The organism is Verrucosispora sp. ts21, from assembly GCF_002879555.1.
Lineage (GTDB): Bacteria > Actinomycetota > Actinomycetes > Mycobacteriales > Micromonosporaceae > Micromonospora > Micromonospora gifhornensis.
The window spans coordinates 19,961-44,394 of the sequence record NZ_PNOZ01000007.1 but is presented as its reverse complement, the minus strand read 5'-3'; the positions used below and the strand labels follow the sequence as shown (position 1 = coordinate 44,394).

Sequence of the window (24,434 nt, the reverse complement as noted above, 5' to 3'; positions counted from 1 at the left end):
TCCCTGGTGCGGTGGTGGTGCGTCAGTTCACCGCGCCGATGTTGACCGCGCCGCGGCCGACGACCGCGCCTTCGCTGGTCACCACGGCCAGCTCACCGGAGAGCGTCCGGCCCGCGGGCGGGGCGGACTGGGCGGTCACCGTACCCGTGAGGGTGCCGGTGGCGCCGTGCGCCAGGGTGAGGCTGCTGCTCGGCGCCGTCAGGGTGCCGAGCGCCGGGGAGGAGTACGAGTCCCGGTAGTCGTACGCGGTGCTGCCGCCCGCGCCGTCGACCGAGTACGCCTCCACGACGACCGTGTAGGTGCCGGCCGCCGGGTTGTTGAGGGTGACGAACTCCTCCGAGTCGCCGTCGGCGTTGTACGCCACCAGGGTGGTGCCCCGGTAGACGAACAGGTCGAGGTCGGCGCTGGCGTTGGAGACGTTGCCGATGCGGGCGGTGAAGCTGGTGGCACCCGCCGGAACCTCGACAGTGAACTCCTGCACGGCGAGCTCCACGATGGTCGGGCGCTCGGTGTGCGTGCTGGACAGCGAACCGCCCTGACCGGTGACCGTGACCGGGCCGAAGGTGTTCTTCAGCGACCAGGTCACCGGGGTCGGGGCACCGGTGGTGACCGACGGCAGTTCGACCACGGCCGGCTCGACCGCGACGCCCTGCACCCGCGCCTGGATCTGGAACGGGTTGTTCAGCGACGGCGAGGTACGACGGGACTCCACCTCGATCTCCCAGATGCCGGGCATCGGGTCGGCGTAGTCACGCTCGAACGGGTTGCAGACGACCGTGCTGACGTGGTTGGTGAAGCACGCCAGGCTGGAGGTGCTCTCCACCGGAACGCCGTACGGGTTGATCGCGATGAAGCGGGTCTGCGACGCGGTGGCGATGCCGGAGAGGTTCACCTGCAGCGCACCGGCACCCGGCGGCACCGTCACGAAGTACGACGTGGTGTGGTTGCGGTCCACCGAGCCCTGCGCCGAGTAGGCGAAGTTGGGCTTCGCGACGTCGTTCGAGGCCACCACGACGGCGGAGAACTCGAAGTCGATCGTGTTGGTGGCCTTGTCGTCCAGGGTGACGATGGTGCTGTGCGCACCGGCCGTCTTCGGCTTGGCGGTGACCGTGATGGTGACGGTCTTGTTCAGCGGCAGGGTGACGTTCTTCGGCGCGGAGAAGGTGCCGTTGTTGCCGACCAGGCCGATGGAGTGCTTGATGTTGCCGGCCGGACCGCTGGTCCGGGTCAGCTTCACCTGGTACGACTTCGACTGGTTGATCTTGTGACCACCGTTTGCGGAGTCGCAGCGGTTGTAGATGCCGGTGCCCTGGTTCGGGGTGGCCAGCTGGCCGGAGAGCGGGGTGCAGACCGGCGCGTCAGCGGTGTACGAGCGGGTTTGGACGCCCTTGCGCAGCAGCTTCCAGGCACCCGGCACGTCGAACATGCCGTAGCCCTGACCGTAGGTGGGGGTGTCGGCGATCGGCTTGGCCGAGGTGTAGATCGCCCGACGCAGCGCCTCCGGGGTGACCCCCAGGTGGTTCGCCTTGGCGGCCGAGAGCAGCAGCGCGGCGGCACCGGCGGCCTGCGGGGAGGCCATCGACGTACCGTTGAACATGCTGTAGCCCGGCGGCAGCGCGTAGCCGGCCTCGGCGACCGGGCCGCCGGCCTGCCAGACCGGGGTGGTGGAGATGGCCGAACCCGGCGCGGCGATGTTCGGCTTGGCGCCGCCGTCCTCACGCGGGCCGCGCGAGGAGAAGTTGAACAGCGCGTTCTTCTTCTTGACCACGGAGCCGTAGTTGGCCAGCCAGGTGTCCTTGCTGACACTGGCGGCCACGCTCACCACGTTGCTCGACGCCGACGGGTCGCCGATGGTGTTCACACCCGGGCCGGAGTTACCGGCCGAGATGAACATCTGCACCCCGTACGTGGTGATCAGGTTGTTGTAGAGGGTGGCGCGGGCGTTGTTGCCGTCGTTGAGCGCCGGCAGACCACCGATCGACATGTTGATGACGTCGACCCCACGGTTGATCACCAGATCGGCCATGCCGGTGGTGAGTGCGGCGTAGGTGCAGCCACCGCCCCAGGAGCAGGCACGGGAGGAAACGATCTTGGCGCCGGGAGCGGCACCGTTGAACGCGCTGTTGCCCATCATGCTGTTGGCGGCGGTGATGCCGGCCACGTGGGTGCCGTGCGCGCTCTCGATGATGCCGATGTTGACGTAGTCGACCAGGCCCGGGCCGCCGGCCGGCGTGGTGTCGACGTTCTTGCGGTACTCGACGACGAACGACATGCGCTCCTTGACCGGAGTCGCCGGGTCGTCGGTGCCGAAGTAGCCGACGTCGAACTTCTCCTTGTACGGCCGCATCAGGGCCTCGTCGGTGAAGTCGCCGTCCTGGTCGGTGTCGACCCAGATGTTGTTGGTCACCGGGTCGTACAGGACGCCCCACTGGTCGGTGCGGTCGCCGTCGCGGTTGACGTCACCGGCCGGCTCGCTGTTGTTCGTGATCGACTCACTGAACAGGTTGAACCGGTAGGTGCCCGCCGGCGCGGTCCAGGTGCGGCCGGCGAGGGTGAACGACGGGCCGGTCACCTGGTTGAGCATCGGACGCCAGCTGGCGTCCTCCAGGGGATCGGTGGCGGTGACCCAGTCGACGATCTTCCGCTCGCCGGTGGTGGTCTTCTGCAGCGCCGGGTGCTCCAGGTCCACACCGGAGTCCATGATGCCGATGGTGACGCCCCGGCCGTCCCACTTCTTGTTGGACTTGACGAACTTGACCGCGCCGGTCTCGCCGGTCGGCATGTAGGGGTTGTCGGCGGGGGTCTTGGCACCCGGACCACTGAGGGTGCTGCCCTGCTTGTCGCCCTTCTTGCCGCCCTGGACGACCTCCGGCTTGGGGTCGGGCAGCTGGATCTTCTCGTCCAGGTCGACAGCGGCGACGCCGGGCAGGGTGGCGGCCTTGACCGCCTTGCTGGTCGGCACCTTGGCCAGCACGTAACCGATGGTGTCGTAGCGCTCGGTGACCGCAGCGCCCAGATCCTTGAGGTCGTCGGCGACGTCCTTCGCCTTACCCTTGTCGGTGGCGACGATCATCGTGACGGTCGGGGCCTTCTTGGCCTCCGCCTCGGCGAGCAACTTGGCGTCGTGCTCGCCCAGGGCCTCGGCGGGGGTGACCTGGGCCGGGTCGGTTCCGGCAGGAGCGGCGCTCGCGGTGGCGGCACCGCCCACCACGGACACGGCGCCAGCCGCCATGACCGAGGCGAAGAGCGCGGCGGAGGTACGCCGGCTCAGGTTTCGGGGTTTACTCACGTTCTCTTTCCTCCAGAGAACTCAGGCGCCCTCAGATGCAGGCACGCGTGAGCGAAATCCTTCGCGGTGTCGACCGTCAATGTCACTACCGACAGGTACGTTGTGACCATCTCGTGATAAGCGAGACGCGCAATGTCACATCGAAGGTGATAAGAGCCCGATTAGGTTGACCGACTTCGACCATCCGAGATGGAATCCTCGACCAGCAACTCAGGCGCCTGGGGCTGGCGGGGGGCCAGCTCCACCTGCGCCGGCGTGGTCAGCTCCTGATCAGACACGCCCAGCTCAGCCAGCTTGCGGGCGCTCACCAACACCCGCGCCTCCAGCGACCCTACCGCGCGGTTGTACGCGGTCACCGCACCGCCGAGCGAGGCACCGAGTTTGCCGACATGATCGCCGAGCGTGGAAAGACGACCGTACAGTTCACGGGCCAGGGAATGCACCGCCACGGCGTTGCGGGCCAGCTGCTCCTGCCGCCACGACCAGGCCACGGTGCGCAGCATTGCGATCAAAGTGGCCGGGGTGGCCAGCACCACGTTGCGGGCGAATGCGTGCTCCAGAAGTGTGGGATCACGCTGCAGAGCCACGTCGAGGAACGGATCGGCCGGCACGAACAGCACCACGAACTCCGGCGTCGACTCGAATGCCGTCCAGTACGACTTCGCCGCCAGCGCGTCCACATGGCCCCGCAGGTGCCTGGCGTGGGCGTCCAGTTGAGTGTCGCGGCTGCGCTCGTCGCGAGCCTCCATCGCGGTCAGGTACGCGTCGAACGGCGCCTTGGCGTCCACCACGACCGTACGGCCGCCGTGCAGGCGGACCACCAGGTCGGGGCGTACGGTCTGCTGGTCGGTGGCGGCGGTGACCTGCTCGGAGAAGTCGCAGTGCTCCAACATGCCGGCCGCCTCGACGATGCGGCGCAACTGGTGCTCGCCCCACCGGCCGCGTACCTGCGGTGCCCGCAGCGCCGCGACCAGCTGTTTGGTCTCGGTGCGCAGCTCGCCGGAGACGCTGCTCATCGCCCTGACCTGCTCACGCAGCTCGGCGTACGCGTCCACCCGGTCACGTTCCAGTTCGGCCACCCGCTGCTCGTAGCGGCGCAGGGTGTCGTGCAGTGGGGCCACCGCGCGGGCGACCGCCTCCTGGGACTGGGCCGTCGCCTCGTAGCTCAGCGCCCGCATCGACTGTTCCAGTCGCCCCTCGCCCTCGCGGGTGGCCCGCAGGGTGGCGTCCAACCGGGCGATCTCGGTGGCCGCTCGGGACCGGGCCGCGAACCAGCCCACCGCGCCGCCCGCGCCGAGACAGACGACGACCACCGCCAGGGTCGCTAGCTCCATCCCCGGAGCTTGCCAAAGATGAGCGGGCGATGCCTCGGTGGGGCCGGAAATGCCGATGGGCCGGGCACAAGGCCCGGCCCATCGCCGGTCACCGCATCAGATCGACGCGGTGACCGGGTTCGGTCACTTCAGCTTGTGAGCGAGACCGAGGGTGGCGCCGTCACGCTCGTACGAGACGAGCAGCGAGGAGCCGGCCGGCAGGGCGCCGTTGAGCGGCAGGACCAGGGTGCGGTCCTTGTTCAGCGAGACCTCGGTCTGCGCCACGACCCGCTCGCCGTCCCAGATGAAGACCCGGGCGACGCCGGACTTCTTCGCCTTCAACTCCACCGAGACCTTCGAGGAGGACTGGGTGACCTTCTTGATCTTGAGGATCTTCTCGTCAAGAGCCGCGTAGCCACCCGGTGCCACCCCGTCCGAGGCGGACTGGAGGATGGTCTGCGGCGACTTGACGCTCTGCGCCGCGGTGTCGGGCATGATCGGAGCCTTCGGCGCCGCCGGCCGCGCCGGCAGGCCCGGCAGGGTGGCGACACCCCAGCGCCACGCGTCGGCCCGCACGCCGCTCCAGGTCGACCAGCCGATCCGGGTCTGCGTGGACAGGTCCTGCGTGTCCGAGTCGTTGACCAGGATGTTCATGCCCATGTTGTTCGGGTCGATGGTGTCCGGCAGCACGCTGAACGGAACCTTGACCTCGATCTGGTACCCGGTACCGGTGAGAACCGAGGCGACCTCGAGACCCGGTGCGGTCTCCGGGCCACCCTGGTGGTTGTCCCGCTCCCGGGCGAAGCACGGCGGGTTGCCGTTGGCCGGGTCGTCGGTGGCCGGGAAGAGCGCCACGTTGAACACCGTGGAGGTGTTCGCCGAGTTGCCCCGCGGGTCGATACCGAACTCGACGGCGTCGGCACGACGCGGACGCTTGCAGTCCTCCGGCAGCAGGAACCGGCCGAGCACGTCATCGGTGATGTTGAAGATGGCGTACAGGGCGTCGTCGGTGTGGGTGACCTGCGCGGTGCCGGAGATGTCCGCCGCCGTGGTGGCGGTACCCTCCCAGCGCGTCGAGATGTCGATGACCTCGCCGGTGTACTCGTGGCTGTGGCCGTGACCGTCGACGGTCGGCGCGGTGCTGGCCTTCGGGATCACCGTGGTCGGCACCAGGTTGAAGGCACCCGGCTCGGTGGCGCTGCCACCGTTGTAGGTGGTCTCGATCTGCAGCCGGTACGCACCGTTGTCCGGCGCCCGGTTGGCGGTCGGCAGCGTGGCGTCGGTGTTGGTCACCGTGAAGGTCACCGAGCTACGGGCACCGGGCTGGAGCCCGCTGTACGGCAGCTGCTGCGGGTTCGCCGAGAAACCGGCCGGCAGGTTCAGCCGGACGGTGCCGGACTGGACGGTGTCGCTGTGGTTGGCCAGGTCCACCCGGACGCTGCGGCTCTTGCCGCTCGGGATGTTGAGCAGCGACTCGATGAGGGCGTCGAGCTGCTTGACGCCCTTCTGCTCGGTCCACGCCCGGAAGTCCGCGATCTCCTCCAGCGGCTCGAGGGTGCCCCGAACCGGAGCGGTCGCCTGCACCCGTCCACTGCTGGTGCCGCTACCGTCCTTGTTGCTGGTCATCGTCGCTTCGATCTTGAAGCGGGTGCCCACCGGGAGCTGCGCGGGCGGGGTGACCGTGAAGCTCTTCACGACCTCCTTGCCCTTCTTCAGCGTGCCGACGTTGCCGTTGCCGCTGACCCGCCAGCCGGCCGGAACCTGCAGCGAGACCTTGGCACCCTTGATGTCCTGGGTGGCGTAGAGGACGGTGTCCACCTTGATGGACTTGCCGGCGAGCACCTCCCACTTCTCCGGACGCACGTGGATCTCGGTGCCGAGCGGCAGACCGCCCGGGGCACGGAGGGTGGCGCCCTGGAGCGCACCGGTGCCGGCGCCCACGTTCGGGTCCGGGAACGGGGTGCGGGTGTCGATCAGGGTCAGCCGGTTGCAGCCGATGTTGTCGGGGTTGGTCGTCGGGAAGGAGCTGTTGCCCCAGCCCTGCGACACGTACTCCCGGCGGGCCCAGGTCGTGACCGTGTTCCACCGGTTGCCGTCGTGACGCGCCGACTCGTAACCCTGCCAGGTGCCGAAGATGACGTTGCTGGCCTCAGCCGGCGTGAAGCTGGTCTCGCAGGAGGGACCCATGTTGCCGGAGCCGCTGCCACCGGTCTGGAAGATCCGGGAGACCCGCCAGGGCTCGAGGCCCTCCTTGGTGATCTGCTCCGGGAACTTCTTCGGGTCGGCCGCGGCGTAGAAGGCGTCCACGGCCAGCATCGCGGCTTCCTGGTGGTTACCGTGGTTGCCCTGGGTGGCCGAGGGGTTCATCGTGAGGATGACCTCGGGCTTGGTGGTCCGCAGCACCCGCACGATGCGGGACAGCGTCTCGTCGTAGCCCCAGACCTCGGCGGTCAGCGGAGCGCTGGCGGTGTACCAGAAGTCGAGGGCGTCGAGGTTGTAGATGTGCTCGATGCCGGCGTAGGCGACGGCCTTGCGCTCCTCGGCCTCCCGGAGGATGCCGAGCTCCGGGCCCTCCTCGAAGCCGGTGGCGTTACCGCCACCCTCGCCACGAGTGGTGGTGATGACGCCGGCCTTCATACCGTGATACTCGTTCCAGTATCCCAGCATGCCGAGCTGACCGGCCTCGTCGTCGGGGTGGGCGCCGATGAACATGATGTCCAGGTCGATCGGCTTGTCGGACTTCTTGTCCGGACCCTTCGGCTGGGCCTTTGAGGGGGACGGGTGCTTGGGCGAGTCCTTGGGGTGAGCCTGAACCGGAGCGGCCAGGCCCAACGAGAGCAGACTGCACATGGCGATTGTCGCCGGAGTGCGCCATCTCATGGGCATACCTCTTCGTATGGGAGCGCTTGCGTCTGGGACGGATGCAGGCCCGGCCGAGGCCCCCTGACACCTGGCTCGTGCCGGCCCTGACGACGGACAGCTGTCCACTGGAGACCACTGCGGTCTCCACGAGTGATGGTTGCTAGACGGTTCGTTCGTGCACGCGCACCGTCACGGCGTGAGCGGTGCGGACGGTGGTGGGGGTAGGTCCACCGTGAAGGCCTTCGGGCCGTAACGCTAGGAATCTTGGACTCCGGTAGTCAATAGGTCCGAGGGACTTTCTTACTTCTTCGAAAAAACGATCCCCCTGTTCAGGGGCGGTGGGCTGTCGCCACATCGGACCCTTGCGGCCCCTTTGCGCCCGATTTAAGGCGATCGACTTCTCCCTTGCGGTCCGATCTGTGCGTTAAGGCGCGATGGCCAGCCGGTGATCCCTCATCGATGCTTCGTTTCCGCAGGTCGGAGCTGAGATCATCTCGTTACTTGACGGCCCACTTTTTTCTCAGTAGGAAGAAACTGTGTCTGACAGAGCACCGACCAGTCCGGTCAGCCGTGAGCGGTCCCGCGAGATCAAGCGTCTCTCGGTGATCCTGGCTGCCCGGCAGGCGCGGCTGTTGTCCCGCGTGGACCTGGCCGAGATGACCGGCCTCCCCGCTGCGACGGTGACCGCACTCGTGCGGGAGCTCATCGCCGAGGGCTATCTCATCGAGCGAGGGCCGGGCGCACCCACCACCGGGCGACCGCGGGAGATGCTCGAGTTCAACCCGCGTGCCGAACTCGTCGCGGCGGTCTCGCTCGAACCACCCCGGATCAGTTGCGAGATCGCCGACAGCGAGGGCGCGATCATCGCGCACCGCACCGCACGGTTCGGCGGCGACGTGGTGGAGACCGTCTGCACGTTCGTCCTGGACCTGGTCGGCGACAACCTGCCGTCACTGCGCGGCGTGGCGATCGCGGTGCCGGGTGTCTCCACCAACGGCGCGGTACGCCTCGCGCCGTCGGTCGGGCTGGTCGAGGCGTGGCCGATCGGCGAGTCGGTCCAACAGCGACTCGGCGTACCGGTCGTCGTCGACAACGACGTCAACCTGATGGCCGCCGGCGAGTGCGTGGCCGGTGCCGGCGCCGACGTCGCCAACCTGCTGCTGATCCACGTCGCCGACGGCATCGGCGCCGGGCTCGTGCTCGACGGCAAGGTCCGGCGCGGAGCCAGCGGAGCCGCGGGCGAGGTGGGCTTCATGCCGGTGGACGCCGCGCCGGCGCGCAGCTACAGCGGCGTCGGCGAGTTCGAGGCCCGCTGGTCGGTGAACGCGATCACGGAGCGGCTGGTCGCGCTGCACCCGGGCCGTCGACCCGAGTCACCGGTACGGGAGCTGATCCAGCTCGCCGCCACGTCGAAGCCGGCCCGCGAATATCTCGACGAGGTCCTCGACGCCTGGGCGCGGCTCATCCTCTCCTGTGTCTGCGTGATCGACCCGGGGATGGTGCTGCTCAGCGGTGCCGCCGCCGAGCTTGACGACGCCGCGCTCGAACAGATCCAGAGCCTTCTCGCCGCCAAGACCCCCGCACCCACCGAGGTGCGTCGAGCCACCCTCGGGGACCAGGCCGTACTGCACGGAGCGATCAGCTACGCGCTCTCGGCCGCGGTCCCGCTGCCCTCACTGCCCTGACCACACCCTCGTAACCCGACCCCCACACCCCTGCAACCGCCACCCTCGTCCCCTGCCCCTGAAGAACCGCCACCCGGAAGAACCGCCACCCCCGCACCACCACCGACCCCAAGCACCGATTCCCACGGGCACCCTGCCGCACCTTCGCGACCCCGTACGCGTCGGCGCGGCCGGCCACGACGTGGCCCGCTCCGTCGGCCTCGATCTCCGATCCGTGCCGCAACCGGCGGCCCACACCCTCCGGCATGCTCCGGAGCCCGATTTGCAGCTATCTATCGGAAATCTCCAATAGATCCCCCGTCAAGTGGAGGTACCAATGAGACGTCGTCCTTTGGCCATTGCCATCGCGATCGGCGCAATGCTGGCTGTCACCGCAGGCTGCGGCGGCAGTGACGACAAGGACACCGGCTCGTCCGGCACACCGACGGCCGAGAAGTTCGTCATCTACAGCGCCCGCGACAAGTCGGTCACCGACTACGTCGTCGAGCAGTTCACGACCAAGAACCCCGAGTACAAGGGCAAGGTCGAGGTGCTCAACATGGGCGCCCAGGAGGTCCTGGAGCGGGTCCGGGCCGAGAAGGCCAACCCGCAGGCGTCCGTCTGGTGGGGCGGCACCCAGCAGGGTCTCGCCGCCGGTGCCTCGGAGGACCTGCTGGAGTCGTGGCAGCCCTCGTTCGCGGCGAAGATGGACGCGCGCTACAAGGACGAGCAGGGCCGTTGGTTCGGCGAGATCCTGCTGCCCGAGATCATCATGTACAACAACAAGGCGCTGACCCCGCAGACCGCGCCGCAGGACTGGGACGACCTGATCGACCCGAAGTGGAAAGACAAGATCATCATCCGGGACGTGGCTGCCTCCGGCACCATGCGCTCGATCTACTCCTCGATGATCCAGCGGCTCTCGCCGGACGGCTCCAACCCGCAGCCGGGCTACGAGTGGCTGCTCAAGCTCGACGCCAACACCGTCGAGTACGCCGCCAACCCGGCCGACCTCTACCTCAAGATGTCGCGTGAGCAGGGCGTGGTGAGCGCCTGGAACCTGCAGGACGTGCTGCTGCAGGCCAACGAGGGCATGCCGTTCGACTACATCATGCCGGCCTCCGGCGCTCCGGTGCTCGTCGACGGTGTCGCCGCGGTCAAGGGTGGCAACACCGCCGCCGCGCAGAAGTTCCTGGAGTTCCTCTTCGACGACTCGCTGCGCGCCACGCTCGCCAAGGACTACTTCCAGATCCCCGCGGTGGAGATCGGCGAGAAGCCGGAGTGGCTGGCCAACCTCAACCTCAAGCCGATGGACGTCGACTGGGACGTGATCGGCAAGAACGAGACGGCGTGGATCACTCACTGGAACGCCGAGATCAAGGACAAGGGCTGAGTTGACAGGGGTCCGGGTCGTGCCCCCCGGCACGACCCGGCTCCGTCCTGGAAGGACCCAGAAATGATCGATGTCCGGCTGACTGCCGTCAGCAAGCGCTTCGACAAGTCGAGCGATGCCGCGGCGGTCGACGATGTCACCGTCACCATCGGCGCCGGCGAGTTCTTCACGCTGCTCGGACCCAGTGGTTGCGGCAAGACGACGACCCTTCGGATGGTGGCAGGCTTCTACTTCCCGACCTCCGGGCAGATCCACTTCGGCGACGACGACGTCACGCACTTGTCGCCGAACAAGCGGGACACCGGCATGGTGTTCCAGAACTACGCGCTCTTTCCGCACATGACGGTGGCGCAGAATGTCGCGTACGGCCTCCGGGTCCGCCGGGTCTCCCGCGCCGAGCGGGACCGCCGGGTCGAGGAGGCGCTCGCCCAGGTCCACCTCTCCGGGTACGGCGCCCGACGCATCGACGCCCTCTCCGGTGGTCAGCAGCAGCGGGTCGCCCTGGCCCGCGCCCTGGTCATCCGGCCCCGCACTCTGCTGCTCGACGAGCCGCTGTCCAACCTGGACGCCAAGCTGCGCGAGGAGACCCGCACCGAGATCCGGCGGATCCAGCGGGAGAGCGGGAACACCGCCATCTACGTGACGCACGACCAGGCCGAGGCGATGGCGATGTCGGACCGGATCGCGGTCATGCAGTCCGGCAAGGTCCAGCAGGTCGGCTCCCCGCAGGAGATCTACTACCGGCCCGCGAACGCCTTCGTGGCCCGCTTCATCGGGCGCAGCAACGTGCTCAGCCTGCCGGTGGCCGGTGCCGGTGAGAACAGGGTCGAGGTGCGAATGCCCGACGGCACGACCCTCGAGGTCGGCGCCGCCCCGGGGCACGGCCTCACCGAGGGCGACACCGCGCTGGTGTCGGTCCGTCCCGAGCACATCACCATCGCCGGTGGGGAGGACGAGCCCGCCCTGCGGGGTCGGGTCACCCATGTCGAGTTCACCGGAATGGCCACCAACCTGACCGTGGACGCCGACGGCACCGAGGTGATGGCGGCCGTCATCGATGCGCCGTCGAGCATCAACGTCGGTGACCTGGTGGGCCTGCGGCTGGTCCGGGAACGCCTCTGGGTGGTCAAGCCGTGACCGTAATGCCCGAGACTTCACCGCCCCGGCTGGCCTGGTTGCGCCAGCGCCTGGCCGGCGGCACCAACTCACAGTGGTTCCCGTACCTGCTCGTGCTGCCGTTGGTCCTGGTGCTCTACGGCTACGTCGTGCACCCGATGTTCGCCACCTTCTCGGAGAGCGTCAGCGAGAACGGCACGCGCAACTACCTCCAGTTCTTCACCTCCTCCGGGGTCGCCCGGGAGTCGCTGTTCACCTCGCTGTTCATCTCCGCGGCGAGCGTGCTGCTCTGCGGCATCGTCGGCGTGGCGATGGCGTTCCTGCTCAAGCGGTTCAGCTTCCGCGGTCGCCGGCTCATCGAGGCGATCATCCTGGTGCCGGCCGCTCTGCCGCCGCTGATCGGTGCCGTGTCGTTCCAGTTGCTCTACAGCAACATCGGCATCGTGCCCCGGGGGTTGCAGGCACTCTTCGGCACCGAGCGGCCGATCATGGCCTTCGACGGGATCGCCGGGGTGCTCGTGGTGCACACGTTCACCATGTACCCCTTCTTCTACCTCGCGGCCGCCGCGGCGCTCGCCGGGATGGACCCGTCGGTCGAGGAGGCGGCGTACAACCTCGGCGCCGGCCGGGTACGGGTCTGGCGCACCGTCCTGCTGCCGATGCTCACCCCGGCGATGGTCTCGGCGTCGCTGCTGGTCTTCATGACCTCGCTGGCGTCCTACACCGCGCCACTGCTGTTCAACGTCAGCCAGACCATGACGATGCAGATCTACATCAACCGCACCAACGGCGACCTGCCGATGGCCTCGGCGTACGCCTCTGTGCTGGGCATCGTCTCCATCATCTTCCTGCTGGCGATGCGGTGGTACGAGGGTCGGCGCAGCTACCAGTCGCAGTCGAAGGGCATCTCGGCGAACCGTCGGGAGCTGACCAACCCGATCGGCCGGTGGCTCGCCCCGGTCGCCTCGGTACTGGCCACCATGGTGCTGCTCGCCCCGGTCGCCACGATCGCCCTCGTGGCCTTCTCCGAGAACCGGACCTGGACCACCCAGGTGCTGCCGGAGACGTACACCCTGGACAACTTCGTCACCATCTTCTCCGACCCCAAGGCGTTCGAGCCGATCCTCAACTCGCTGCAGATGAGCCTGCTCGCCGCCATCGGTTGTGTGGTGATCGGTGTGCTCGTCGCGTACGCCGTGCGGCGCCTGAAGTTCATCGGCCGTGGACTGCTCGACGTGGCGGTCATGATCGCCTGGGCACTGCCGGGCACTGTCGTCGCGATCAACCTGATCTCGGCCTTCAGCACCGGCAACGCGTTCAGCTTCGGGCAGGTGCTGATCGGCACCTTCTGGATCCTGCCGCTCGCCTACTTCGTGCGGTTCCTGCCGATCGTGTTCCGGTCCAGCTCCGCGGCGCTGGCGCTGATCGACCCGTCGCTGGAGGAGGCCGCCCGTAACCTCGGCGCCTCCTGGCTGCGGGCCTTCTACACCATCACCGTACGGCTGATGCTGCCCGGCGTGCTGGCCGGCGCGTTGCTGGCCTTCGTGCACGGTGTCGGCGAGTTCGTCGCCTCGGTGCTGATCTACACCTCCTCGACCGTGCCGATCTCGGTGGCGATCAACAACCGGATGTACTCGTTCGAACTCGGCACCGCCGCGGCCTACGGCATGCTCCAGGTGGCGCTGATCTTCGTGGTGATGTGGTTCTCCGGCCGGCTGGAGAGCAGCCGCACCGCGACCCGGAGGGCCGAGCAGTGGACGAACTGATCGAACGGTGGAAGGCCGAGGGCGGACTGCTGCCCATCACCCGGGTACCCGGCCACGCGCTGGCCGCCGTGGCCGAGGCGGCCGACCTCGCGGTGCTGCCGGTCGGTGCCGTCGAGTGGCACGGTCCGCACCTGCCGCTCGGCACCGACCTGCTGCTCGCCGAGGGGTTCGCCGGTGAACTGGCCACCGGTACGGCCCGCGCCGTGCTCTTTCCCGCCGCGCCGTACGCCGCCTGCCCCGGCCAGACCCGTCCCTGGCCGGGCACGGTGGCGCTGCGGCCGGAGATCGCCGTGGGCTACCTCAGCGACGTGCTCGCCGGCATCGTGGAGTCGGGCTTTCCCCGGCTGCTCGTGGTCAACGGGCACGACGCCAACCTCTCCACGGTCCGTGCCGCGATGGAATGGGTGTCCGGCCGGCACCTGGCGAGCCTGCTGCTTGTCAACTGGTTCCAGCTGGTCGGCCCGGACGAGACGGGCGAGATCTTCGGTGCCCTGCCGGCCCGGGGACACGGCGGGGCGTACGAGAGTTCGGCAGTGCTCGCCTTCGACCCCGAGGCGGTGCACCTGTCCGCCACACCGGACCTGCCGCCGAAGCCGAAGCTGCCCACCCCGTACCCGTACGTGCTCATCGAGTCGCGGCCCGACCCCTGGCAGGGCTGGTCGGGTCATGTCTCGCTGGCCAGCGAGGCGGCCGGGCAACGGATCCGCCACCTGGCCGGCGCGCGGCTGCGTGAGGTGATCGAGGCGTGGCTGGCAGCACCGTTACCCAGCCCGCCAGGGACGGACCAGCCCGGCTGGTCCGGCCGGCCGGCCTGGTCCGACCGACCTGACGGGAGCGGAAGGTCGGACCAGGCGGTCGGGTGACCCACTCGTCGGCTGCGCAGGACAACGGACCACATTGGGAGGCCACCATGACCCCGTCACTGACCACGTACCAACAGCACCATCTGCGCGTCGTGTTCGAGCATCACGCCGCCAACCTGTACCCGGCCATGGTCAAGGCCAGCCAGGCCCACGTCGTCATGCTCGCCGAGCAGGGCCTGATCCCCGCCGACTCCGCCGCGATGATGCTGCGTGGTCTGCTCGTCCTTGCCCAGGACCGGCCCGAGGACCTCGACTACGACGGCAGCGTCGAGGACGTCTACTACACGCTGGAGAAGCGGCTCGCCGCCGCCTGCGGGGTCGAGCCCTCCCAGCTCAGCGTGCAACTCGCCCGCAGCCGTAACGACCTCGACGCCGGGGTCTTCCGGATGGTGCTGCGCGACCAGCTGCTCGCCGTGCTCGACGCGGTGCTGGCGACCGGTCGGACCGTGCTGGACCGGGCCGATCGGCACGCCGACGTGGTGGTCACCGGCTACACCCACCGACGTCCGGCCCAGCCGACGAGCATCGGGCACGTCTTCGCCGGCTACGCCGAGGCGCTGGCCGGTGAGGGCGTCGCCTACGCCGACCTGCTCGACGAGATGAACCGTTCGCCCCTGGGCTCCTGCGCGTTCGCCGGCACCGACCTGGACATCTCGCCCCGCCGCCTGGCGGACCTGCTCGGCTTCGAGCGGCTCGTCGTCAACTCCTACGAGGCGGTGGCCGGTGCCGATCACCTGGTCCGGGTCGCCACCCTCAACGCGCAGTCACTGGCCACCGGGGCCCGGCTGGCCCGTACCCTGATGGACTGGCTGACCTGGGGCTGGGTGGTCACCCCCGGCTCGTTCACCCAGGGCAGCAGCATCATGCCGCAGAAGCGCAACCCGGTCGTACTGGAACACCTGGTGTCGATGGCCGGTGCTGCCGCGGCCGACGCCGCCAGCGTGCTCAACAACGTCGGCGCCGCCTGGTGGGAGGACTCCAACAACGCCACCACCGACGTGCAGGCCCGGCTCTGGGACAGCGACGACCGGGCGTATCGGTTCTTCAACCTGCTCGGCGGGCTGATCGCGGAACTGGATCCGCTGCGTCCGCCGACCAGCGAGGAGATCGTCGCCTCCGGTGCCACCACGACCGCCGCCGCCGACGCGCTGGCCCGCCACGGCGTACCGTTCCGGGGCGCCCACTCGCTGCTCGGCCGGCTGGTACGGGCCGGCGCGCCCGCCACCTGGACCGTCGAGGACGTCCGTACCGCAGCGGTCGACCTCGGCATCGCCGACCAGCTCGACGAGGTCGCGATCAGTGACCTGCTGGCCGCCGCCGTCCGCCCCGAATTCGTGCTCCGCCGCGCCCAGGCCGACGGCCCGGGCGAGACCGCAGTACGGGAGCAGGTGGCGCAGCTGCGGTCGATAATGGACGATGTGGCAGCGCGGGCGGATGCCCTGCGGGAACGGCTGCACCGTGCCGACGCGGCTCTGGCCGAGGCGGTCGCGGCGAGGGTGAGCCCGTGACCGGGCAGCAGACACAGCATCGTGTGACAGCGGCAGTTGTGTCACCGCGACCACAGAACCACCTGGACCGACGGCCCGAAGGGCGATTTGACATCACCATGGAACAACCGGCAAACCCGCGACTGCTCGGTATCGACTTCGGCGGCACGAAGATGGCGATCGGCGTGGGTGACGTCGATGGTCGGCTGCTCGTCTCCGAGCGCCTGCCGACAAACGCCGAGCAGGGTGCGCAGCAGGCTCTGACCCGGGCGCTCGACCGGGCGCGGGAACTCGCCGACGGTACGGGCGGCACGATCGTGGCGGCCGGCATCGCCTCTCCCGGCGTGGTTCACGACCACTCCATCGAACTGGCACCGAATGTCCCCGGTTGGGAGCAGCTGCGCCTCGCCGAGGAGGTCCGCGCCCACCTCGGAGTGGCCTCCGTACGGGTGGCGAACGACCTCAACGCCGCCGCCTACGCCGAGCTGCGCCACGGCGCGTTGCGCGGCGTCGATTCCGGCCTGGTGATCGGGCTCGGGACCGGCGTGGCCGCAGCGGTGACGATCGGCGGCGAGGTGATCGCCGGACACCACGGCGCGGCCGGCGAGATCGCCTACGGTCTGACTGACCACAGCTGGCCCGCCGGTCTGGAGCCGATGCTGGAGGCGACCTTCTCCGGTCGGGCCCTGGACGAGTTGGCACAGCGCCTCGGACTGACCGGGCAGGCCGCCGCGCTCTGCGCCGCTGCGGCCCAACCCGGCCGGTTCCGGGACGAGCTGCGCCTGCGCGTCGACGAGTTGGCCCGTCACCTCGTCACCTGCTGCCTGCTGCTCGACCCGCACCGGATCGTGCTGGTCGGCAGCGTCGCCGGAAACGAGGTGGTGCGGGAGTTGCTCATCGAGCGGCTGACCCACGCGCTGCCGTACCAGCCGGAGATCGTCCTGTCGGCGTTCGCGCAGGACGCCGCGCTGCTCGGCTCGCTCGCCATGGCCGTGGAGGCGCTCCCGGCGACCGTCTGAGAACTCGTGAACGGCGAACCGGCCCAAGCTGTCGCTCGGGCCGGTTCGCCGTTTCGCCAGATGATGCCGGCGTCAGCCGGTGTTGCGCATGCCGGCGGCGATGCCGTTGACGGTGGTGAGCAGGGCACGTTCCAGCGCCGTACCGTCGTTGGGTGCGCGCCGGCCGCCCGGTGCGGTGACCACCGCCCGACCGGCCGCACCGGAGTCGCGGTACTGCCGCAGCAGCGCGACCTGGAGGTGGTGCAGCGGCTCCAGGTACGTGTCGCGCACCGCGAGGGTGCGTTGCAGCACGGGGGAGTTCTCCAGCAGGTCCGGTGAATCGGTGACGGCCAGCACCTCGCGCCGGGTCAGCTCGTACTCCGCCTCGATCTTGTCGAAGATCGGGTGCAGCTTCTTCGGGACCAGGGTCTCCACGTACCGCCGGGCGATGCCGAGGTCGGTCTTGGACAGCATCATCTCCACGTTCGACAGGAACGTGCGGAAGAAGTGCCAGTTGCGGTGCATTTCGGCCAACACGTCGGCCAGCCCGGCCTCGCGTGCGGCGGCCAGGCCGGAGCCCACGCCGTACCAGCCGGGCACGATCTGCCGGGTCTGGGTCCAGCCGAACACCCACGGGATGGCCCGCAGACCGGACAGCCCGGCCCCGGTGTTCGGGCGCTTCGCCGGACGGGAGCCGATGTTCAACGCGCCGAGCAGCTCCGTCGGCGTGGACGCCCAGAAGTACGCCGGCAGATCCGGATCCTCCACGAGCGAGCGGTACGACCGGTAGGCCGACTCGGAGACCGCGTCCATCGTGGCGTCCCAGCGCTCCAGCATCTCGGCGGGCTGCCGGGGGGCGGTGTGCAGCAGGGTGGCCTGGAGCACGGCGGCCACGGTCAGCTCCAGGTTCTCCCGGGCCAGCGCCGGCAGGGTGTACTTGTCGGAGATCACCTCGCCCTGCTCGGTCACCTTGATCGCGCCGTCCAGGGTGCCGTACGGCTGGGCCAGGATCGCGTCGTGGGTGGGGCCACCGCCGCGACCCACCGTGCCGCCCCGGCCGTGGAACAGTCGCAGGTGCACCCCGTGCCGGGCGGCCACGTCCCGCAGCGCCCGCTGCGCCCGGTGGATTGACCACTGGCTGGTGGTGATGCCGGCCTCCTTGTTGGAGTCGGAGTAGCCCAGCATCACCTCCTGCACGTCACCCCGGGCCGCCACCAGCGCCCGGTACGCGGGCAGCGACAGCAACTCGTCGAGCAGCTCACCACCGGCGTTCAACTCGGCGGGAGTCTCCAGCAGCGGCACGATGCCGATGCGTGCCCGCCCGCTGTGCACGTCGACGAGTCCCGCCTCGCGGGCCAGCACCACGGCGGCGAGCACGTCGTCGACCCCGAGGGTCATCGAGATGATGTACGACTCGATGACCTCGCTGCCGAACCGGTCCTGCGCCTCGCGAATGGTGCTGAACACGTCGAACGTCTTGCGGGCCGACTCGGACAGCGGAGTGTCCGCAGCCGACAGCGGTCGGCGGCCGGTCAGCTCGTCGGCGAGCAGCTTGGTGCGCTCCAGCCGGCTCAACGACGGGTAGTCGTCGACCTCGCCGACCGCCGCGTACAGCTGGGCCAGCACCTCGTGGTGCTTCTCGGCGTGCTCCCGCACGTCCATGGTCGCCAGGTGCAGGCCGAACGCGGAGACCGTACGGATGGTCGAGGCGAGCCGCCCCACGGCGGTGAGCTGACCGGAGTTGCGGGCCAGCGAGGCGCGCAGCAGCTCCAGGTCGGCGATCAACTCGGCCGAGCCCCGGTAGTCCCGCCCCGGCACGTGCGGGGTGCCCTGACGCAGCCGGGCGCGGGTGTTTGCCAGCTTGGCGCGTACGCACCGGGCCTTGAGCCGGTACGGCTCCTCGGCGTTGACCCGGCGGAACCGGGGGGCCACCTCGGGCAGCGCGTCCAGGTCGGCGGCGAGGCTGGCGGACAGGTCCAGCGACACCCCGCGCAGCCGGCGGGACACCGACACCTCGTTGATCAGTTCTTCCATCGCCGCCTCGGTGGCGGTCAGCCCGTGCTCGTGCTGGATGGCCAGCACCTCGCGGGTGACCGTCGGGGTGACGAACGGGTTGCCGTCCCGGTCGCCGCCGATCCAGGTGCCGAAGGTCAACGGGCGGGCCGTCGGTGAGGTCTCCACGCCGAGGGTGCGCAGCGTCTCGGCGAGGTCGTCGAGCACCTGCGGGGCGGCCTCGGCGTACAGGTCGCGTAGGTAGTAGATGGCGTTGCGGGCCTCGTCGGTCGGGTCGGGACGATCCAGCCGCAGCTCGTCGGTCTGCCACATCAGGTCGAGCAGCTCGGCCAGCCGACGGTTCGCCGGACCCTCGTCGCTGGCGCCGTAGAGGATCGCGTTCGCGGTCTCGGTGTCCAGCTCGTCGGCGATGGCGCGCAGCTTCGACAGGATCGACCGGCGGGCCGCCTCGGTCGGGTGGGCGGTGAAGACCGGCCGGATCGCCAACCGGCGGGCCACCGCGGCGATCTCCTCCGCCGGTACTCCCCGCTCGGAGATCATCTTGGCCGCCTGGTCCAGCCAGCCACCCTGCACGGCCCGACGTCGACGCAGGTCGCGGGCCCGATGCACCTGCTCGGTGATGTTGGCCAGGTGGAAGTAGGTGGAGAAGGCGCGAGCCAGCTTCGTGCCGGTGGTCACGTCCAACCCGCCGAGGCGGCGGGCGGCGGCCGGGGCATCGGTACGGACCTGGGCGCGGATCTCCTCCACGAGGTCGAGCAGCGGCCGACCCTCCTGGCGCGCCAGGGTCTGCCCGAGCAGGGTGCCCAGCCTGCGGATGTCGGCGCGCAGGGCGGCGTCGGGGCCGTCGTGATCGTGCTGGTCGGTCACCATGCGCTCCTCACGGTAGTGCGAAGGACAGCGCTGTCCGACTTCCCCCGATCGTATCCGCGTCAGCCCGGCTGAAAGGAGGGGACCCTTGTTATCGCTTTCTGTATAGGAAGGGCCCCTTCTTAACGTCACGGGCTGTCGATCGGCGAATATCAGTGCTGGTCGGGGCGGGTGGGGTCACCCCGAGCGGGCACCGGTGTGCGGGCCGCCGAAACGGGGCTGCGGTGATCAATCCCACGTCGGTACCGTCGGGGCGTGGCAGCGTTGATCTACCCGCCCAAACCCCGGCCCGGCGAGAAGGCGCGCCGTTTCGCCGAAACGGTGGGATCCGCAGGGGTGGGAAGCCGCCGTTACGGCGTAACGGAGTCGATCAAGAGTGCCCCCTCAGATGAGGCGGCAGCGGTTGGCGCTGAAGTGAGCGACGGCGGCGAGGATCTCTGCCTCGGACTTGTCGGCGAAGTTGAGGGTGGCGACCAGGCCGGAACCGTGCAGGGCGCTCAGCGCCGCACTGTCCAGCGCCGTGTAGAAGCCGGCCTTCGGCAGTATCCGGGGATCGTAGGGCTTGACCACGAGCATCTTCTCGAAGAGCCAGCGGCGACGGGAGATCTGCGCGATGGCCTCCCAGGGCAACCAGACCGCCTGACCGCGGGTGGGCCGGGTACGGATCCACAGCCCGGCCGGGCTCAGCGCCAGCACCGGGGCACGCCCGAGCAACCACAACTGGATCCCGATCGGGACGGCGCTCAGCGCGAGCTCGGGGCGCGGCTGGCGGCTGGCCGCCGTACGGCGGTTGCGGCGGATAGCCGGGTGGCGGGTTGGTCACGGTACTCCGGTGTCAGACGGATACGGACATCCAGCGTGGGAAGCCGATCACAGACAGGCGACAGCGTCAATGTTCTCCGGTGCGCGTGGGTGAGCCCGAGCACGGCAACAGCCGTGGACGGCGCGGGATCGTCGCCCCGGAGAGATAGTGTCGACCGGTATGACCCCCCGTCCGTTCGGACGCGGGGTGCTCGTCGTGTCCTCGCGTCTCGGAAGTGATCATGACTGCGCTCACCGGACTGTTCGCCGCCGCCCTTGCCGACCCCGGTCTGGCGCGGGTCCGTGACCTGGCGCGCTCCGGTGCGGCCCAGGTCGACGGGCTCGACCTGACCGCCCCACCGGCGCTGCGCCCGTTCGCGGTAGCCGCCGTCGCGGCCGACCCCGCCACCGGAACCGGCAAGCAGGGCGGCGACAAGCAGGGCGCAGGCAAGCAGGGCGGCGGCAAGCAGGGTGGCGGCGCGGGGCGGCCGGTGCTGGCGGTGACGGCGACCAGCCGCGAGGCCGAGGACCTGGTCGCCGCGCTGGGCACGCTGCTGCCGGCCGAGCAGGTGGCGATCTTCCCGAGCTGGGAGACGCTGCCGCACGAGCGGCTCTCGCCGCGCTCGGACACCGTGGGCCGCCGGCTGGCGGTGCTGCGCCGGCTCGCGCATCCGGACGCCACCGACGCGCACGGGCGTACCGGGCCGTTGCGGGTGGTCGTCGCGCCGGTGCGGTCGCTGCTGCAACCGCAGCTCAAGGGGCTGGGTGACCTGGAGCCGGTGCGGCTGTCCGCCGGGGACGAGGCCGACCTGGAGCAGGTCGCCCGCCGGTTGACCGACATGGCGTACGCCCGGGTCGACCTGGTCACCAAGCGGGGCGAGTTCGCCGTGCGCGGCGGCATCCTGGACGTCTTCCCGCCCACCGACGAGCATCCGTCGCGGGTCGAGTTCTGGGGCGACGAGGTGGAGGAGATCCGCACCTTCGCCGTCGCCGACCAACGCACCATCGAGCAGGTCGCCCAGCTCTGGGCGCCGCCCTGCCGGGAACTGCTGCTCACCCCGGCGGTACGGGAGCGGGCCGCCGCGCTGGCGCAGCAGCACCCGGAGCTGGCCGAGATCCTGGACAAGCTGGCCGGCGGCGTACCGGTGGAGGGAATGGAGTCCCTCGCCCCGGCGTTGATCGGCACGGACTCGATGGAGTTGCTGCTGGACTGCATGCCCAGGGGCGCCCACGTCCTGCTCTGCGACCCGGAGCGGATCCGCACCCGCGCGCACGACCTGGTGCGTACCTCGGACGAGTTCCTGGCGGCCAGCTGGGCCGCGGCCGCCGTCGGAGGCAAGGCCCCGATCGACCTCGGCGCCGCCGCCTTCCGAACCCTGGCCGACGTACGCGCGCACGCCGCGACCCTGCGCCAGCCCTGGTGGACGCTGTCCCCCTTCGGGCTGGCGGAGCCGGGTGCCGCGGCTGCCCGGGAGCCCTGGGAGGACGCACCGGACACGGTCGACGTCACCCCGGACGACGCGATCGCGGTGACGCTCGCCGCCCAGCCGGCACCGCTCTACCACGGTGAGACGGCCCGGGTGGTCGACGACCTGAAGCGGTGGGCCGGCGAAGGCTTGTCGATCGTGCTGGTCTTCGAGGGGCACGGTCCCGCCCAGCGGGCGGTGGAGGTGCTGCGCGACGGTGGCCTGGGTGCCCGGCTGACCGAGCAGGTGCCGGCCGCGCCCGCCCCCGGCGAGCTGCTGGTCACCTGCGGCAGCCTGACCGGTGGCTTCGTCGACGAGGCGGCCCGGTTCGTGCTGCTCACCGGCAACGACGTCACAGGTGGTCGGGGTGCCTCGACCCGGGACATGCGCAAGATGCCGAGCCGGCGGCGCAACACCATCGACCCGCTGGAGTTGCGGGCCGGCGACCACGTGGTGCACGAGCAGCACGGCATCGGCCGGTACGTGGAACTGGTGCAGCGCACGGTCAACGGCGCGTCCCGCGAATACCTGGTCATCGAGTACGCCCCGAGCAAGCGCGGCCAGCCGGGCGACCGCCTCTTCGTCCCCACCGACCAGCTCGACCAGCTCAGCCGGTACGTCGGCGGCGAGCAGCCCACCCTGCACAAGATGGGTGGCTCGGACTGGCAGAAGTCCAAGGCCCGCGCCCGCAAGGCGGTCAAGGAGATCGCCGCCCAGCTGATCCAGCTCTACGCCGCCCGCAAGGCGTCCAAGGGGCACAACTTCGGGCCGGACACGCCCTGGCAGCGGGAGTTGGAGGACGCCTTCCCCTGGCAGGAGACGCCCGACCAGCTCGCCGCCATCGACGAGGTCAAGCGGGACATGGAGCAGAGCGTCCCGATGGACCGGCTGATCTGCGGCGACGTCGGCTACGGCAAGACCGAGATCGCGGTACGCGCGGCGTTCAAGGCGGTGCAGGACGGCAAGCAGGTGGCGGTGCTGGTGCCGACCACCCTGCTGGTGCAGCAGCACTACAACACCTTCGCCGAGCGGATGAGCCAGTTCCCGGTGACCATCCGGCAGCTGTCCCGGTTCCAGACGCCCAAGGAGGCCGAGCAGACGCTGGAGATGGTGGCCAACGGCACCGCCGACATCGTCATCGGCACTCACCGGCTGCTGGCGGCCTCCACCCGGTTCAAGTCGCTGGGGCTGGTGATCGTCGACGAGGAGCAGCGCTTCGGCGTCGAACACAAGGAACACCTGAAGTCGATGCGGGCCGCGGTCGACGTGTTGAGCATGTCGGCCACCCCGATCCCGCGAACCCTGGAGATGGCGATCACCGGCATCCGGGAGATGTCGACAATCGCCACCCCGCCGGAGGAGCGGCACCCGGTGCTCACCGCCGTCGGGGCGTACGACGACCGGCAGGTGGCCGCCGCGATCCACCGCGAGCTGCTCCGCGACGGCCAGGTCTTCTACCTGCACAACCGGGTCGAGTCGATCGAGCGGACCGCCCGCAAGCTGCGGGAACTGGTGCCCGAGGCGCGGGTCGCGGTGGCCCACGGCCAGATGGGCGAGGACGCCCTGGAGAAGGTCATGGTCGGCTTCTGGGAGAAGGAGTTCGACGTCCTGGTCTGCACCACGATCGTCGAATCCGGCATCGACATCCCGAACGCCAACACCCTGATCGTGGAGCGGGCCGACCTGCTCGGCCTGGCCCAGCTGCACCAGATCCGGGGCCGGGTGGGCCGGGGCCGGGAACGGGCGTACGCGTACTTCCTCTACCCGCCGGACAAGCCGCTCACCGAGCACGCCCACGAGCGGCTGGCCACCATCGCCCAGCACACCGAGCTGGGTGCCGGCATGTACGTGGCGATGAAGGACCTGGAGATCCGGGGCGCCGGCAACCTGCTCGGCGGCGAGCAGTCCGGTCACATCGAGGGCGTCGGCTTCGACCTGTACGTCCGGATGGTCGGCGAGGCGGTTTCCGCGTTCAAGGGCGAGCAGCCCGAGGAGGAGACCGACGTCAAGATCGACCTGCCGGTGGATGCGCACCTGCCGCACGACTACGTAGGTGTGGAACGGCTGCGCCTGGAGATGTACCGCAAGCTCGCCGAGGCCCGCGACGAGGAGCGGCTGCGCGAGGTGGCCGCCGAGATGACCGACCGGTACGGCGAACCGCCCGCCCCGGTGCAGAACCTGATCGCGGTGGCGCGGTTCCGGCTGCTGGCCCGCCGTTACGGCCTGACCGACGTCAGCGTGCAGGGCAAACACCTGCGCTTCAGCCCGCTGCCGCTGCCCGACTCGAAGCAGATGCGGCTCAAGCGCTACCACCCCGACTCGGTCTACAAGACCGCGTTGGACCAGGTGAGCGTTCCGCGTCCGACGACCCGCCGGATCGGTGGGGAGCCGCTGCGCGACCAGGCCCTGCTGGACTGGTGTGCCCAGTTGCTCTCCGACGTCCTCGGTGCCCCCACCGCCGCCCAGCCCGCGACCGCCGGAGCCCGCTGACCCGCCACCGCCGGAGCCCGCTGATCCGCGACTGCCGGAGCCCGCT

The 24,434-nt window shown here is 69.8% G+C and carries 12 protein-coding genes and 1 pseudogene; 8 read left to right on the top strand and 5 right to left on the bottom strand.

Annotation, left to right across the window (positions count from 1 at the left end; genetic code table 11):
- Window positions 1-22: 22 nt before the first annotated feature.
- The 3 genes from C1A38_RS04445 to C1A38_RS04435 all read right to left on the bottom strand — a co-directional run bounded on the left by C1A38_RS04445 (window position 23) and on the right by C1A38_RS04435 (window position 7,482).
- The gene (locus tag C1A38_RS04445; RefSeq protein ID WP_102656551.1) at window positions 23-3,289 is read right to left on the bottom strand and encodes a S8 family serine peptidase; all 3,267 of its coding nucleotides are present in this window, start codon (window positions 3,287-3,289) and stop codon (window positions 23-25) included.
- Between the two features lie 161 nt (window positions 3,290-3,450).
- On the bottom strand, window positions 3,451-4,623 hold the full coding sequence (locus C1A38_RS04440) for a DNA recombination protein RmuC (RefSeq protein ID WP_102656550.1): 1,173 nt from the start codon (window positions 4,621-4,623) through the stop codon (window positions 3,451-3,453).
- 123 nt (window positions 4,624-4,746) lie between these two features.
- Window positions 4,747-7,482 carry a sugar-binding protein gene (locus C1A38_RS04435; protein ID WP_102656549.1) on the bottom strand — a complete coding sequence of 912 codons (2,736 nt, stop codon included), beginning with the start codon at window positions 7,480-7,482 and terminating at the stop codon, window positions 4,747-4,749.
- A gap of 518 nt (window positions 7,483-8,000) precedes the next feature.
- Here C1A38_RS04435 and C1A38_RS04430 point away from each other — a divergent pair.
- The 7 genes from C1A38_RS04430 to C1A38_RS04400 all read left to right on the top strand — a co-directional run bounded on the left by C1A38_RS04430 (window position 8,001) and on the right by C1A38_RS04400 (window position 16,772).
- A complete protein-coding gene (locus C1A38_RS04430; protein WP_102656548.1) occupies window positions 8,001-9,149 on the top strand; it encodes an ROK family transcriptional regulator in 1,149 nt (382 codons plus the stop codon).
- 316 nt (window positions 9,150-9,465) lie between these two features.
- Window positions 9,466-10,521, top strand: coding sequence for an extracellular solute-binding protein (locus C1A38_RS04425; protein ID WP_102656547.1), 1,056 nt, complete (start codon window positions 9,466-9,468; stop codon window positions 10,519-10,521).
- A 63-nt stretch (window positions 10,522-10,584) separates the two neighbouring features.
- Window positions 10,585-11,658, top strand: coding sequence for an ABC transporter ATP-binding protein (locus tag C1A38_RS04420; protein ID WP_102656546.1), 1,074 nt, complete (start codon window positions 10,585-10,587; stop codon window positions 11,656-11,658).
- A gap of 5 nt (window positions 11,659-11,663) precedes the next feature.
- Window positions 11,664-13,403, top strand: coding sequence for an ABC transporter permease (locus tag C1A38_RS04415; protein ID WP_102656545.1), 1,740 nt, complete (start codon window positions 11,664-11,666; stop codon window positions 13,401-13,403).
- Window positions 13,391-14,266: a creatininase family protein gene (locus C1A38_RS04410; RefSeq protein ID WP_102656544.1), complete on the top strand. Its 876-nt coding sequence runs from the start codon at window positions 13,391-13,393 to the stop codon at window positions 14,264-14,266. The genes C1A38_RS04415 and C1A38_RS04410 overlap by 13 nt, the downstream gene beginning before the upstream one ends.
- A 47-nt stretch (window positions 14,267-14,313) precedes the next feature.
- Window positions 14,314-15,774 carry an argininosuccinate lyase gene (locus C1A38_RS04405; protein ID WP_102656633.1) on the top strand — a complete coding sequence of 487 codons (1,461 nt, stop codon included), beginning with the start codon at window positions 14,314-14,316 and terminating at the stop codon, window positions 15,772-15,774.
- A 98-nt stretch (window positions 15,775-15,872) separates the two neighbouring features.
- The gene (locus C1A38_RS04400; protein WP_102656543.1) at window positions 15,873-16,772 is read left to right on the top strand and encodes an ROK family protein; all 900 of its coding nucleotides are present in this window, start codon (window positions 15,873-15,875) and stop codon (window positions 16,770-16,772) included.
- Window positions 16,773-16,844: 72 nt separating this feature from the next.
- On the opposite strand, the gene ppc is transcribed toward C1A38_RS04400, so the two are convergent.
- Window positions 16,845-19,631: a phosphoenolpyruvate carboxylase gene (gene ppc, locus C1A38_RS04395; protein ID WP_102656632.1), complete on the bottom strand. Its 2,787-nt coding sequence runs from the start codon at window positions 19,629-19,631 to the stop codon at window positions 16,845-16,847.
- 384 nt (window positions 19,632-20,015) lie between these two features.
- A complete protein-coding gene (locus C1A38_RS04390) occupies window positions 20,016-20,345 on the bottom strand; it encodes a hypothetical protein (protein WP_146017425.1) in 330 nt (109 codons plus the stop codon).
- A gap of 560 nt (window positions 20,346-20,905) precedes the next feature.
- On the opposite strand from C1A38_RS04390, the pseudogene mfd reads away from it, so the two are divergent.
- Window positions 20,906-24,388: pseudogene (gene mfd, locus C1A38_RS04385) on the top strand (transcription-repair coupling factor); the annotation flags it as partial.
- Window positions 24,389-24,434: the final 46 nt, after the last annotated feature.

Excerpts from the sequence above, each read along its gene's own strand:
- C1A38_RS04435 (WP_102656549.1), bottom strand. The coding sequence starts at position 7,482 with ATGAGATGGCGCACTCCGGCGACAATCGCCATGTGCAGTCTGCTCTCG.
- C1A38_RS04440 (WP_102656550.1), bottom strand. The coding sequence starts at position 4,623 with ATGGAGCTAGCGACCCTGGCGGTGGTCGTCGTCTGTCTCGGCGCGGGC.
- C1A38_RS04425 (WP_102656547.1), top strand. The coding sequence starts at position 9,466 with ATGAGACGTCGTCCTTTGGCCATTGCCATCGCGATCGGCGCAATGCTG.
- C1A38_RS04405 (WP_102656633.1), top strand. The coding sequence starts at position 14,314 with ATGACCCCGTCACTGACCACGTACCAACAGCACCATCTGCGCGTCGTG.
- C1A38_RS04400 (WP_102656543.1), top strand. The coding sequence starts at position 15,873 with ATGGAACAACCGGCAAACCCGCGACTGCTCGGTATCGACTTCGGCGGC.
- C1A38_RS04420 (WP_102656546.1), top strand. The coding sequence starts at position 10,585 with ATGATCGATGTCCGGCTGACTGCCGTCAGCAAGCGCTTCGACAAGTCG.
- C1A38_RS04415 (WP_102656545.1), top strand. The coding sequence starts at position 11,664 with ATGCCCGAGACTTCACCGCCCCGGCTGGCCTGGTTGCGCCAGCGCCTG.